Annotated in this window: 11 protein-coding genes, 1 tRNA gene and 1 pseudogene; 10 read left to right on the forward strand and 3 right to left on the reverse strand. The window is 66.2% G+C overall.

What is annotated here, in order from left to right; genetic code table 11:
* The first annotated feature begins 18 nt into the window (after positions 1–18).
* The 4 genes and pseudogenes from JHL17_RS23695 to JHL17_RS38025 form a co-directional block, all read left to right on the forward strand.
* Positions 19–1,152, forward strand: coding sequence for a response regulator (locus JHL17_RS23695; RefSeq protein ID WP_247893770.1), 1,134 nt, complete (start codon positions 19–21; stop codon positions 1,150–1,152).
* Between the two features lie 106 nt (positions 1,153–1,258).
* Positions 1,259–3,451, forward strand: a complete 2,193-nt coding sequence (malQ, locus tag JHL17_RS23700; RefSeq protein WP_200196965.1) for a 4-alpha-glucanotransferase — start codon at positions 1,259–1,261, stop codon at positions 3,449–3,451.
* Between the two features lie 156 nt (positions 3,452–3,607).
* Positions 3,608–3,681 (forward strand) — tRNA-Gln (locus tag JHL17_RS23705).
* Positions 3,682–3,870: 189 nt separating this feature from the next.
* A pseudogene (locus JHL17_RS38025) lies at positions 3,871–4,019 on the forward strand (IS3 family transposase); the annotation flags it as partial.
* A gap of 39 nt (positions 4,020–4,058) precedes the next feature.
* On the opposite strand, the gene JHL17_RS23710 reads toward JHL17_RS38025, so the two are convergent.
* The 3 genes from JHL17_RS23710 to JHL17_RS23720 form a co-directional block, all read right to left on the reverse strand.
* The gene (locus JHL17_RS23710; protein ID WP_200196967.1) at positions 4,059–5,489 is read right to left on the reverse strand and encodes an MATE family efflux transporter; all 1,431 of its coding nucleotides are present in this window, start codon (positions 5,487–5,489) and stop codon (positions 4,059–4,061) included.
* A gap of 393 nt (positions 5,490–5,882) precedes the next feature.
* Positions 5,883–6,761 (reverse strand): helix-turn-helix domain-containing protein, encoded by an 879-nt coding sequence (locus tag JHL17_RS23715; RefSeq protein ID WP_200196969.1) that lies wholly within the window; start codon positions 6,759–6,761, stop codon positions 5,883–5,885.
* Between the two features lie 104 nt (positions 6,762–6,865).
* A complete protein-coding gene (locus JHL17_RS23720) occupies positions 6,866–7,735 on the reverse strand; it encodes a helix-turn-helix domain-containing protein (RefSeq protein WP_200196970.1) in 870 nt (289 codons plus the stop codon).
* Positions 7,736–8,089: 354 nt separating this feature from the next.
* On the opposite strand from JHL17_RS23720, the gene JHL17_RS23725 reads away from it, so the two are divergent.
* The 6 genes from JHL17_RS23725 (at position 8,090) to JHL17_RS23750 (ending at position 13,698) form a co-directional block, all read left to right on the forward strand.
* Positions 8,090–8,932: an alpha/beta fold hydrolase gene (locus tag JHL17_RS23725; RefSeq protein WP_200196972.1), complete on the forward strand. Its 843-nt coding sequence runs from the start codon at positions 8,090–8,092 to the stop codon at positions 8,930–8,932.
* A 194-nt stretch (positions 8,933–9,126) separates the two neighbouring features.
* The gene (locus JHL17_RS23730; protein WP_200196974.1) at positions 9,127–10,311 is read left to right on the forward strand and encodes an MFS transporter; all 1,185 of its coding nucleotides are present in this window, start codon (positions 9,127–9,129) and stop codon (positions 10,309–10,311) included.
* Position 10,312: 1 nt separating this feature from the next.
* Positions 10,313–11,356 carry an alpha/beta fold hydrolase gene (locus JHL17_RS23735; protein ID WP_200196975.1) on the forward strand — a complete coding sequence of 348 codons (1,044 nt, stop codon included), beginning with the start codon at positions 10,313–10,315 and terminating at the stop codon, positions 11,354–11,356.
* A 22-nt stretch (positions 11,357–11,378) separates the two neighbouring features.
* Positions 11,379–12,644, forward strand: coding sequence for an epoxide hydrolase family protein (locus JHL17_RS23740; protein ID WP_247893771.1), 1,266 nt, complete (start codon positions 11,379–11,381; stop codon positions 12,642–12,644).
* A gap of 28 nt (positions 12,645–12,672) precedes the next feature.
* Complete coding sequence (locus tag JHL17_RS23745; RefSeq protein WP_200196977.1) at positions 12,673–13,116, forward strand: nuclear transport factor 2 family protein; 444 nt, start codon at positions 12,673–12,675, stop codon at positions 13,114–13,116.
* 96 nt (positions 13,117–13,212) lie between these two features.
* Positions 13,213–13,698: a DUF305 domain-containing protein gene (locus JHL17_RS23750; protein WP_247893772.1), complete on the forward strand. Its 486-nt coding sequence runs from the start codon at positions 13,213–13,215 to the stop codon at positions 13,696–13,698.
* The last annotated feature ends 13 nt before the right edge of the window (positions 13,699–13,711 follow it).

A 13,711-nucleotide genomic window follows, 5' to 3' on the forward strand; every position in this document is an offset into this window, starting at 1 on the left:
GACGGGCGGAGACAAAGCATGTTACGCTGCACCGCGGCTTTCGGCCACGGCCGCAGCGGAGCCTCGGGTGGGACGATGCCGGATTACGATTTCTCGCAGGTCGACGCCGCGATCATCGACAGCCAGCTCAACACCGCGCGCGTGTTCCGCGACGTGCTGATCCGGCTGGGCTTCCGGCGGGTGGAGCTGTTCGATTCGGTGAAGGCCGCCGCCGGCCTGCTGAACGCGGCGATGCCCGACCTGGTGCTGGTCGACGCCGACGGCGAGGATTCGGAGACCTTCCGCTTCATCCGCTCCCTGCGCAACGAACCCGCCGTGCCCAACCCGTTCGCCTGCGTCATCGTCACCACCTGGGCGCCGACCCCGGCGCTGCTGACCCGCGTCACCAATGCCGGCGGCGACGACCTGCTGATGAAGCCGGTGTCGCCCAAGCAGGTGCGCGACCGCATCGTCAGCCTGATCGAGTCCCGCAAGGGCTTCGTCGTCACCGCCGACTATACCGGTCCCGACCGCCGCAAATCGCCGCGCGAGGGGGCGCAGGTGCCGGTGCTGGACGCCCCCAACACCCTGCGGCTGAAGGCGACCGGCCAATGGACCCAGTCCGGCGCCCGCATGCTGCTGAACGAGGCGATCACCACCGTCGCCACCCAGAAGCGGCTGCGCGCCAGCATCCAGGTCGCCTTCCTGGTCGACTTCGCCCTGGCCGGGCTGGCGCGGCCGGTTCCGGATCGGATGGCCGTCGACCATGTCGGCCGCATCGGCGGCTTCCTGGACGATCTGCTGCGCCGGCTGGGCGAGGATGGCGACCACGCCCCCGTCGAGGCGGTCGCCCGCGCCATCAAGGCGCTGGCCGACAAGATCCGCGCCGCCGGGGCCGCCCCGGTTTCCGCCGAAGACCGCAACCAGCTGCAGGCGCTGTCCCATGCCCTGATGCAGGCCGTCGATCCCGACCGTCCGCTGGAGGCGATGACGCAGGAAGTGTCCTCGGCCGTCGCCGGCTACCGCGCCCGGCTGGAACAGATCGCCCAGGCCAAGGCCGCCGCCGCGTCGGCGCCGCCGGCATCGCCCCCCGATTCCGCCGTCTCTCCAATCCCGCAGTCGGCGGCAGGGTCGGCGGCAGGGTCGGCGGCCACCGCCCTTCCGGCCGGCTGAGGGAAGTGCCGATGGCATAGACCGCCATGCGGCATTGACGCCGCGGACTGCCGTCCCAATCCCTAAGCCCCACCCTGTTTTCCGTACAACCCCGCGGGGACCCTGCATGAGTGATCTCGACCGGCTGGCCGATCTGCTTGGACTTGAACCCCACTATCACGACATCTGGGGCAACCTGCGCGAGACCTCCGCCGCCAGCAAGCGGGCGCTGATCGCCGCCTTTGGCCTGCGCGCCGCCACGGACGAGGAGGTCGCCGCCAGCCTGCGCAGCGTCGAACTCGGGTCGTGGAGCCGCCCGCTGCCGCCGGTGCTGGTCGTCGGGGAAGGGCAAGGGATCGATCTGGGCGTCGCCCTGCCCGCCGGCCTGGACGATGCCGCCCTGGCCTGGGAGCTGACGCCGGAGGGCGGGACACCCCAGGGTGGCCGCCTTGCGGTCCGCGACCTGCCGGTGACCGACCGTGCCACCTTCGACGGGACCGCCTACGAACGCCGTGGGCTGGGCGCCCGGCTGCCGGTGTCGCTGCCCATCGGCTACCATCGGCTGGACCTGCATGTCGAGACGGCCGTCGGATCGGCCGGACCGTCGGGCTCCACCACCCTGATCGTGGCACCGGAACGCTGCGTGACGGTGGAGGAGATGGTGCCCGCCGGCCGCAGCTGGGGCATCGGGCTGCAGGTCTATTCGCTGCGGTCGGAGCAGGACTGGGGCATGGGCGATTTCGGCGACCTCGCCGGCTTCGCCGAGGCCGCCGGCCGGCTGGGAGCCGGGCTGGTCGGCTTGAACCCGCTGCACGCCCTGTTCCCGGCCGACCCCAACCACATCGGCCCCTATTCGCCGTCCAGCCGGCAGTTCCTCAACCTCCTCTACATCGACCCGGCCGCCGTTCCCGAGTTCGCCGGTGCCGGCGATCTGCGCGCCCGCATCGCGGACCCGGCCTTCCAGGCGGCGCTGGCTGCCGCAAGGGGGGCGGAGCTGGTGGATTATCCCGCCGTCGCCGCGCTGAAGCTGCCGCTGCTGGACGCTCTGCACGCCCGTTTCGGCGCCCTGCCCGACGACCACCCGCGCAAGGCCGCCTATGCCGCCTTCCGGCGGGAGATGGGGGGGGCGCTCGACCGCCATGCCCTGTTCGATGCCCTGCACGAGCATTTCTTCCGCCAGGATCCGTCGCAATGGATGTGGCGGAGCTGGCCGGCCGCCTTCCAGGACCCGCAGAGCGCCGAGGTCGCCGCCTTCGCCGCCGCGCATGCCGACCGCGTCGATTTCTTCGCCTGGGCGCAGTTCGAGGCCGACCGCCAGCTGGGCGAGGCCGCGGCGCGTGGGCGGTCCGCCGGCCTTGCCATGGGCTTCTACCGCGACCTCGCCGTCGCCGCCCATCCCGGCGGCGGTTCCGCCTGGGCGGATCCGTCGGCGCTGGTGCAGGGCGCCAATGTCGGGGCGCCGCCCGACCAGTTCAACATGAACGGGCAGAATTGGGGGCTGTCGCCGCTGTCGCCGCTCGGCCTGCGCGAGTCCGCCTACCGGCCCTTCGTCGAGCTTCTGCGCGCCAACATGCGCCATGCCGCGGCGCTGCGCATCGACCATGTGATGGCGCTGCAGCACCTGTTCTGGATTCCGGAGGACGGCAGCCCCGGCGCCTATGTCGCCTATCCCTTCCACGACCTGCTGCGCATCGTGGCGCTGGAGAGCCGCCGCAACCGCTGCGTCGTAATCGGCGAGGATCTGGGCACCGTGCCCGAGGGGTTCCGCCCGGCGCTGGAGCGGGCCGGCATCCTGAGCTACCGGGTGCTCTATTTCGAACGCACCGCCGAGGGCGGCTTCAAGCCTCCCGGCGACTATCCCGCCGGCTCGATGGCGACCGTCAGCACCCACGATCTGGCGCCCTTCAAGGGGTTCTGGACCGGCCGCGATCTCGACTGGCGCCAGCGTCTCGGCCTCTACCCCGACGACGCCAGCCGCGACCAGGACCGTTGGGATCGCGGTGTCGACCGCTGGCGCCTGCTGCAGGCCCTGTCCCGCGAGGGGCTGCGCCCGGACAGCTACCCCACCGAGGACGGCGGGCAGCCCTTCCGCGTGGAGCTGTCCGCCGCCGTCCATGCCTATCTGGCACGCACGCCCTCCCGCATCGTGATGGCCCAGATCGAGGATCTGCTGGCGGACGACGAGCAGCCCAACCTCCCCGGCACGGTGGACCAGCACCCGAACTGGCGCCGCCGCCTTCCCCGCAAGCTGGAGGAGCTGGAGTCCGACGACGACCTCCGCCGGATCATCGCCCCGCTGGCGGGCATCGTCCCGCGCTGAGCGGAGTGTGCCGCCGGCCCCAAGGAGCCGGGCCGGCGGCCCGCGTCGAAGAAAAATGCAGTCGGATCAAAAAAAGCTCTTCACAGCCAGGCATGTGGTCGCTATAAACCCGCCCACACCACGGGGCACGGCGAACGAGCCGCCCCGGTGACGGTCTGGGGGATCGTCTAGCGGTAGGACAGCGGACTCTGACTCCGCCAGCCTAGGTTCGAATCCTAGTCCCCCAACCAACTCTCAAGACCTTCCTTGGAAACAGCCACTTGGTTCGGCCGCTCCTGCAACGACCCGCAGGTGGTGCCCATGGCTGTGACCCCAAAGCTGCTGCTCAACAGGCCGCCCGGTCCCGTCAGAGTACGGAGCACGGGCCAACCCGCGCACCTTGTCCTCCGCCAACAGACCCGGCACTGGCACCGCCGCGTATCCGGCGCCGCGGACCATGGCGCACCCTCGGGGCCGTCCAGTTCGCCACCTTGGAATGGGTCGACCGGTTCAATCGCCGGTGCCTGATCGAGCCCATCGACAATACTCCCCCCCCGCCGACGCCGAAGCGCGCTGCCAGGCTCAAGCCTCCGGCAAACCCGGCACGGTTCACGGCGGCGGCTTTGCCTCACGGCCGGTTGACCTGCACGGTCAGCACGATCGCCGCCTTGTCCGACAGCAGGGCGGCGGCCGGCACGGCCAGGGTCTCCGGCGCCGGGCCGCCTCCGGTCCGGCCGAGCCGTCCGGTTACCCGGAACGCCACCCAGACCGCGGCGATGCCGAATAGAACCGATCCCGCCGCCTGCCCGATCAGCACTCCCGGCGCCCCGCCCAGCCAACCGCCCGCCGCGACGAACGGCATGGTCCCCAGCGTCGCCCTGCCCCAGTTGAACCCGGTCGCCAGCAGTGGGAAGCCCAGATTGTTGAACGCGGCGTTGGCGACGAACAGGAAGCCGACGAACAGGAACCCGCCGGCCACCACGGTGCAGAACAGGCGCACCAGTTCGGCCGACACGCCCTCGGCGGAAAAGGCGATCACCACCCAGTCGCGGGCAAGGAACAGACCCAGCCAGACCGCCAGCACCCAGACGACGATCAGCCCCAGGCTGGCCAGCAGGGTCGCCTGCACCCGGTCGAGACGGCCGGCGCCCAGATTCTGGGCCAGGATCGGACCGACCGCCCCGGTCAGGGCGAAGATGGTGCCGAAGGCGACCGGAACCATGCGGTCGACGATGGCCGTCCCGGCGATCGCGGCGTCGCCGAAACGGGCCATGCTGGTGGTGACGTAGACGCCGGCGACCGGGGTGGCGAGATTGGTGAGGACCGCCGGACCGGCGATGCCGGCCAGGGTCCCGGCATCCTTCCGCAGCCCGGACCAGCCCGGAACGGCGAGCAGCCGGTGCACCCGCGCCACACCGTGCCAGCCGACGGCGGCGAGCAGGCAGCGGGACAGCACGACCGTCACCGCCGCACCGGTCAGGTCCAGCCGCAGGCCGAAGATCAGGACCGGGTTCAGCGCCGCGGTGAACAATGCGGCATAGAGCGTGACGGTCATGGCTCGCCGCGCATCGCCCTGCGCCCGCAGCATCGCCGAACAACTCATACCGAGGCCGAGCAGCGGCAAGGTCGGTGACAGGATGGTCAGATAGCCGACCGCCAGATCCTTGGTCGCTCCCCTGGCGCCCAACAGGTCCATCGCCGGTCCCAGCAGCGGCAAGGTCAGCAGACCGACCAATGCGGCGATCAGCGCGGTGAGGATCAGGCTGGAGCCCGCCAGCCTCGCCGCCTCCGCGCGCCGGCCGCCGCCAATCGCCCGTGCGACCAGCGCTCCGGCGCCGATCGACAGCCCGATGCACATCGACGATTGCAGGAAAAGGACGGTGCCGGCGAACCCCACCGCCGCCGCCAGTTCCCGTTCGCCGAGCAGCGAGATGTAGAACAGGTTCAGCAGATCAACAGCGAATACCGCGATCAGCCCGATCGAGCCGGTGACGGTCATCACCACGACATGGCGCATCGGTGAACCGGTGGTGAAGTGGCCTGCAGCGGTTTCGGCCATCGGATCGGTCTCCTGCTCGGCGGCCCCAGAGTGTAGTCGGTTCGGGCGAAATCGTCCGACGCCTGAATCGCACGAGAAATCAAAAGCCTGGAATCCATACAAAGGTTCCAATGAGCCCCTGATGGACCCTGGACTGGCGGACGGTCCGCCGCCGCTCCCGTGGCCGGCCACACTGCCGCAAGTGGACACCGTCGGCAAACCGCTTCGCGCGGCAACCCCCTCCGCGGCGCTTGTTCGGCAGACGCGGCGAACCTCGCGGAGCAGCCCCTCTGTCGGTACGGACGGGGGTCGGGGCCGTTCCATCGGCGCCGGAATACCGAGACGGGAAGGCCGGACGTGCCGGGCATCGCAGTGACCTCGTCGCCGACCGCCCATTGGCGGAGGACCGCTGGGTCACGACTTGTGCATGCGTCGCCAAGCGGCAGGGGGCATGCCGGTCTTGCTGCGGAACCGACGGATCAGGTGCATGTGGTCGGAGAACCCCGTCGCGATCGCAATGTCCTCGATCGTCAGGTCGGTGGTCAGAAGCAGGTGGCGCGCCTCTTTCAGACGGGCATCCAACTGCCATTGGTAAGGCGACATGCCGGTCGATGCCTTGAATGCCCGCGCAAAATGCCATTGGGACAGGTTTACCAGGGAGGCCAGTTCCTGGAGCTCGACTTGGCGAGGAAGCCGCCGCGTCATATACTCGACAACCCGGTTCAGCTGCCAAGGCGCCAAAGCTCCGGATCGTCTGTGCGTCTCCCGCGATTCGAAGGCGATGGCGAAAATGGCCGCCGTCAGGCTGTCGCCATAGAGTTGATAGGAGCTGTCGCCGTCCGGGATGGCGACCAGCATGTTGACCAGAGTCCAAATCCTGGGCTCCGCATAGCGCAATCTCGGAGCCTGGCCGCGGCTTCGGGAAACACCATGTTGCAGGCGCTCCTCCAGAGCCTCCAGATCGAACATCACCGTCGCGTCATAGCAGAAGCCAAGCTTCGACGCGTAGCCCCAAAGCGCGGTCCCGGCCGGCGCAAAAGCCATGTAGCGTGGCTTGTGCTCCACCGGGCACGGCACGGTCCTGCTCAGGCGAGGTTCGGTAATGCCACCCACTTCATCGAGATTGACGGAGAGGCGAGTCTTGTCCTCATAACCAAGCGGGTGGAGTATCTCGCCCTCCGCATAATGCGCTTTCGTTATGTCGATGCGTACGCCATTCCAGTTCTGCGTGCGTGTCACGATGCTACGGATATTATACGGTAGATTCAGAAGCTCTGCTTCGCGGGTGTTCATCGGCAGGCTCCATGCTGAGGCTCCGAATAGAACAACTACTGCGCTTCTGGCCGCAAGGCATGTAAACTTAGGTATGGGTGGACGGCAAGACCTGACGGCCGGAGTCACTTTCCATCCCGTCTCCAAACCGCGGGGGCTTCGCCGGTGCGCCGTTCGAATGCCCGGATAAGATGCGTGGCGTTGCAGAAACCCGTCGCCTTCGCGATGACGTTCAAAGGCGCATCGCTTCGCAACAGCAGTTCCTTGACCCTCTCCAGTCGCTTGGTCAGTTGCCACTGATAGGGCGAGAGCCCCGTCGATGCCTTGAAGCCCCTGGAAAAATGCCACTGGGACATCTGCGCGAGCTCTGCCAGTTCGCGAAGTTCGATCCGCCGCGGCAGCTGGTCCCGGATGTAGCTCTCGACGAGACGCAAGGCATGGCAAGACAGCTTTGTGCCGGCGGGACCTCGCTCATTTTCGCGAGACAACAACGCGAAGACCGCCGAGGTCAGGCTGTCGCCCAGCAGGGTCATGGATGCATCCCGGTCGGGAATATTGATCAGCATCCGGACGAGTGCGTGAATCCTGTCATCCGTGAACCGCAGGCGCGGACGTGCGAACATCCTGGCGTCGAAATCCTCCTCGAACCGTGCTTCGAGCGCATCGAGATCAAACAGCAGCAGTGCATATCGACTGTAATGCAGATCCTTGGCGCCATGGCCCCAAAGGGGCATTCCCTTCGGCACCAGTGTCATGTGGTTCGGCCTGTGATCGAGCATGCAGGCCCGATCGGGTTCGAGACGCGGCTCCGTGACGCCACCGACTTCCTCCAGGGCCATGGCGACCCCAGTTTCCTCGTCATTGACCAAGGCATGGAGGACTTCGCCTCGGGTGTGTTCCTCGACATCGATGACCGTCACACAGTTCCAGGTGTGCACGCGCCTCTCGATCCGCACGACGTTCTCGTGAAGAGCCCTGCCGTCATCGGCGCTCATGATGCCTCCCGATCCGGAAACACGCTGCGAGCCGCAGCAATGCATCGCCGAACCTAGACATTCGCGACGAGAGACAAACCGCTGAGTCCTGCTCCTGCTCATTTTGAAGCAAGAACGTGCAGCTAGCGCAAGAACGCTCATCGTTCGGTGCTCCGGTACGGAATAAGGTCAACGCGTTCCACCCGAGAGCTTCCAGCGGACATCGATGCCGTGACGTCAACCGACGACCAGAGCCTGAACCATCACACGGTCTGATGCCTTCATCACCGGCGCCGCGCCGGCCGCGCCCCCTGTAACTGCCGGCGGCGCCAAGCTTCGCGGCTGGCAAACACTTTCCACGACGGAACCCTCCCCATGACCGAAAACCACATCAGGACCGAAGACGGCGTCGATATCTTCTTCAAGGATTGGGGGCGCAAGGATGCGCAACCGATCGTCTTCCACCATGGCTGGCCGCTTTCCTCCGACGACTGGGATGCGCAGATGCTGTTCTTCCTGCAGCAGGGCTATCGCGTCGTCGCCCACGACCGCCGCAGCCACGGCCGCTCGGCGCAGGTTTCGGACGGGCACGACATGGACCATTACGCCGCCGACGCCTTCGCCGTGGTCGAGCATCTGAACCTGAAGGACGCCATCCATATCGGCCATTCCACCGGCGGCGGCGAGGTCGCCCGCTATGTCGCGAGGCATGGCCAGCCGGCTGGACGCGTTGCCAAGGCGGTGCTGGTGTCCGCCGTGCCGCCGTTGATGGTCAGGACCGACGATAATCCGGAAGGCCTGCCGATCGAGGTCTTCGACGGCTTCCGCTCGGCGCTCGCCGCCAATCGTGCGCAGTTCTTCCGCGACGTCCCGGCCGGCCCATTCTATGGCTTCAATCGCGAAGGCGCGAAAGTCCTGGAGGGTGTGATCCAGAATTGGTGGCGGCAGGGCATGATGGGCGGTGCCCTGGCCCACTACGCGGGCATCAGGGCTTTCTCCGAGACCGACCAGACGGAAGACTTGACGGCGATCACGATCCCGACGCTGGTGCTGCACGGCGAAGACGACCAGATCGTGCCGATCGCCGCCTCGGCCGTAAAGTCCGCCAAGCTTCTGAAGAATGGCCAGCTCAAGACCTATCCCGGTTTCTCGCATGGCATGCTGACGATCAACGCCGACGTCCTCAATGCCGATCTCCTTGCCTTTGTGAAGGCTTGAAGGACCACGGCGGGGCAGCATCCATCACCATGGATGATGTTTCCAAACCGGCGCGCTTCCCGGCCGCGGTCCCGCCTCTCTACCTTGCTGTGCATCGAACGGACCTGCTCGTTTCGGCCCTCTTCAACACGTCCCCCTGCCCGGCCCCCCAGGCGGGAGAGCATCCTGCAGCTCCATAATCCCGAGGAGCCACCATGACGGCAAACAGCGCGCCTGCGACCTCTTCCTGGCCCGCGGTCTTCACGATCGCGGTGGGGACCTTCGCGCTGGTGACCAGCGAGTTCCTTCCGATCGGCTTGCTGTCGCATATCGCGGACCAGTTCGGCATCGCCGCCGGTCAGGCCGGCTTGCTGGTGACGATGCCCGGCATCGTTGCGGCCATCGCCGCTCCGGTCTGCATGATCACGGCACGGACGTTGGACCGCAGGCTCCTGCTGATCGGATTCACGCTCCTGGTCCTGGCTTCCAACCTGATCGTCGCAACCGCTTCCGGCTTCGCGGCCGCACTCGTCGGACGGGCCCTGCTCGGCGTCAGCGTCGGCGGTTTCTGGACGTTCGCCGCAGCCACCGGACGCAAGCTGGTGACCACCCAGGACGGCGATCGGGCGACGGCGATCATCATGGCGGGAATATCGATCGGCACCGTGGTCGGCGTTCCATTGGGTTCGGCCCTGGGAAGCGTCATGGGCTGGCGGCTATCGTTTTTCGCCGTTGCCTCGCTCTGCCTTCTGGTGATGGCTGCGCAGAGCCTGTTCCTGCCGAAAATCGTGATTGCCACCGGGCAGTCGGTGAAGAGCCTGGTTGAGACGGCCGGCAGTCGCGGCCTTGCGCTGCCGTTCGTCGCGACCGCCCTGACTGCGGCCGGCCAGTTCGCGGCCTATACCTATCTCGAACCCCTTCTGGTCGAAAATGCCAAAGTGGATCCAGCGCGACTGGGCTTCGTCCTTGCCATCTACGGCGTGTTCGGAGTTGTCGGCACATTCCTCGGCGAGCGCTTGAGCCGCCGAAACCCGGCATCCGGCTTCATGCTGGTCGCACTTGCCATCGCGATCTTCATCGTCATGACCACTCTTTTGCCTGCCGGCGCGCCTGCACAGGCGATTTCCGTCGCGCTGTGGGGCGCGGCCTTCGGTGCGGTTCCCGTTTGCCTGCAGATCTGGACCTATGCTGCCGAGCCCGAGCGATTCGAAGCCAGCTCGGCCATCACCGTCAGCGTCTTTCAGATCGCCCTCGCGATCGGCGCCTTCGGTGGCGGGCTCATTGCCGACGCTCAAGGACTCATCGGCGCCTTTCTGGCTGGTGCCTGCCTCAACCTCCTGGCCGCGGTCCTGGTGGCCAGGAGCCTGTTTCTCCCCGACGCCGGGACGAAGGAGACCTGACATGACCTTTCCCTCTCTCAAATCCTTGGTGGGCAAATCCTTGGCGGGCAAACCCATCGCGGGCAAACTCGCGGCGGCGGCATTCGTCGCGATCGTCTCGACGGCCGCTCCCGCCGCCGCTCAACCCGCCACCACGACCGTTGCCGCCCAGGCAACCGGGGACGCCGAGCTTGTCGCCTCGCTTCCGGGGTTTCGCAATGCCGATGTCACCGTGAACGGCGTCAAGCTCCACTACGTGATCGGTGGGCAAGGGTCACCGGTGATCCTCCTTCCGGGCTGGCCGGAGACTTGGTGGTCCTGGCACAAGATCATGCCGGAGCTTGCCAGGACCCATACGGTGATCGCGCTCGATATCCGCGGCATGGGCCAATCCGACAAGCCTGCCGACGGGTATGAGAAGAAGAGGCTCGCCAGCGACGTCCATGAACTGGTCAAGGCGCTCGGCTATGCCAAGGTGGATGTGGTCGGCCACGACATCGGGTCGATGGTCGCCTTTGCCTATGCCGCCAATTACCCCGACGCCACCGGCAAGGTCGTGATGCTCGACGTGCCCCATCCGGACGCGGAACTTGCCAAATGGCCGCTGCTTCCGACAGCCGGCACCTTCGGCGACAGGATCGATGAGGATCATGCCTATGCCTGGTGGTTCGCTTTCCATCAGGTCAAGGGCCTTCCGGAAGACCTTCTGGCGGGCCGGCAGGACATCGAGCAGAGGTGGTTCTTCCGCTACCTGATGAAGGACGAAAGCAAGATCGACGCCCGGGACCGTGCCGTCTATGCAGCAGCCTATGCGGGCAGGGATGCCATCCGCGCCGGCAACGCCTGGTATCAGGCTTTCCCGCAGGACATCATCGATGACGGCACCTACGCCACGCTCGGGATGCCGGTTCTCGCCCTGGGCGGACCCGGCTACGTCTGGCTGAAGACGACCCTTGAGCGGAAAGCCACCGATCTCACGGCCTACAAGATCGCGGAGAGCGGTCATTTCATCGCCGAGGAACAGCCGGAAAAGGCGCTGAAATATATTACCGACTTCCTCAAGTAGAGCATCAATCAAGGAAATCGATATGACGGTTCAATCGACCGGCACGTCGCGCCGGCGCATGCTGGAGTTCGCCGTCGCCCTTCCCGTGGCGACCGCTTTGGCTTCGCAAGCCGTGGCGGCGGCGATACCGACCATCCCGCCAGCCACCAAGGAGGTGAAGCCGTTCAAGGTCTCCGTGCCGCAGGCCGCCATCGACGATCTCAAGCGCCGCCTCAGGAACACCCGCTGGCCCGAGCAGGAAACGGCCTCCGGCTGGTCCCAGGGCGTGCCGCTCCATAAGGCCAAGTCGCTGGTCTCCCACTGGGAGGCCAAGTACGACTGGCGGGCCTTCGAGAAACGCATCAATGGCTACCCGCAGTTCCGCACCGAGATCGACGGACTCGGCATCCACTTCATCCATGTGAAGTCGAAGCACGAGCACGCATTGCCGATCATCCTGACGCATGGTTGGCCGGGGTCGGTCGTCGAATTCCTCAACATCATCGATCCTCTCACCGACCCGACCAAGCACGGCGGCAAGGCGGAAGATGCCTTTCATGTCGTCATTCCGTCCCAGCCGGGCTTCGGATTCTCCGACAAGCCGCGGGCGGAAGGATGGACCGTGGTGCGCACGGCGAAAGCCTGGGGCGAGTTGATGAAGCGCCTCGGCTACGGCACATGGGTCGCCCAGGGCGGTGACTGGGGCTCCGGCGTCACCCATGCCCTTGGCCACATCCGGCCGCAAGGCCTTGTCGCCGCGCATGTCAATTGGCCGCTCGTCTTCCCGGAGAAGTTTCCGGACGATCCGACGCCGGAAGAAAAGGCCGCCATGGACGCGGCGGCGACGTTTGCCAACGATCAGTTCGGCTACTTCAAGGAACAGGCGACGCGGCCGCAGACGATCGGCTATGCGCTCGCCGACTCGCCGGCCGGACAGGCGACCTGGATTTACGAGAAATTCCAGGCCTGGACCGACAATCGCGGCGACGCGGAGGACGCGCTGACGGTCGACGAGATGCTGGACAACATCTCGCTGTACTGGTTCACCGGCACCGCCGCGTCCTCGGCAAGGATCTATTGGGAGAACGCCCGCAACGGCGGCGGCTTCGATGCCGGCCGCATCGAACTGCCGATGGCGGCGACGATCTTCCCGAAGGAAATCTATCGCGCGCCGAAGGCATGGGCCGAAGCCCACTGGCCGAACCTCTTCTACTGGAACGAAGTCGGCAAGGGTGGCCATTTCGCCGCCTTCGAACAACCCGCTCTCTTCGCCGACGAGATGCGCAAGGCTTTCCGGACCATCCGCTGAATTCCCCCATCGCAAAAAGGAAAGAACCATGCCTACCAATGAAGAAATCATCCGCGAACTCTATCGGACTGCGGAAGTCAAGGACGTCGAAGGATTCGTCGCCCTCTTCGCCGAGAACGGCTATTTCTGGGATGTCTCGGCAGATGCAAAATATTACGGAGAAGACATTGGAAAGACGGTGGAAATCTACGCCAGCGCCTTCCATGACATGCACCGCGAGCTTGGAGATTTCTACGTCACCGAAAATGTCGTCATCGTCGAGCTGACGCTCAACGGCACCCAGACCGGGCCGCTTGCTCTCCCGGCCGGAACGATCCCGCCGACCGGCAAAGAAATGCATGCCCCCTGCTGCGACGTCTTCCGCCTGAAGGACGGCAAGGTGACGTCGTTCCATTGCTACACGGCCGCGACGACCATTCTCGGCCAGCTTGGCGTCCTCGGCAATCTTGCAGCCTCCTTCCAGCAGAGCTGAGGATCATCCGTGCTCGCCCGGGGGGATGCCGATTTTCGGCTCCCGCCGACCCTCCACCCAGTCGTCCAGCCCCCTGAAGCCAAAAGGAAGAAGCCGATGACGATGTGGTCGACTGGAAAGGCAACCGCTCTCGCCGCGATCCTGGCGGCGAGCTTGGGTCCCCATGCTGTCCTGGCCGATGACCCGGCACAGCATGAGTCCTCGCGGCATGACCATTCGTCCTCCATTTCGGATGGACCGGAAGCCGCCTATCTCGCCGCGAACGACGTGGCGATGGACAGGATGATGGCGGACATGGCGGTCAAGCCGACCGGTGATATCGACCGCGACTTCGTGGCGATGATGACGCCGCATCATCAGGGCGCCATCGACATGGCGCTCGCCATCCTGAAATACGGCAGGAACGAGCAGCTCAAGCGGCTGGCTCAGGAGATCATCGTCGAGCAGCAACAGGAGATCGCGGCCATGAAGCTTGCGATCGGCGACGCCCTCCCGCCCTCCGCTGCCGCGCCGACGGGGATCTCCCCGGACAAAGCTCCCCCAGGTTCCGTGCAGCGCATGGATCCGAACATGAAGATGTGACTGAAAGGTCTTG

Origin of the sequence: Azospirillum endophyticum (genome assembly GCF_016595245.1) — a bacterium.
Classification (GTDB): domain Bacteria; phylum Pseudomonadota; class Alphaproteobacteria; order Azospirillales; family Azospirillaceae; genus Azospirillum; species Azospirillum endophyticum.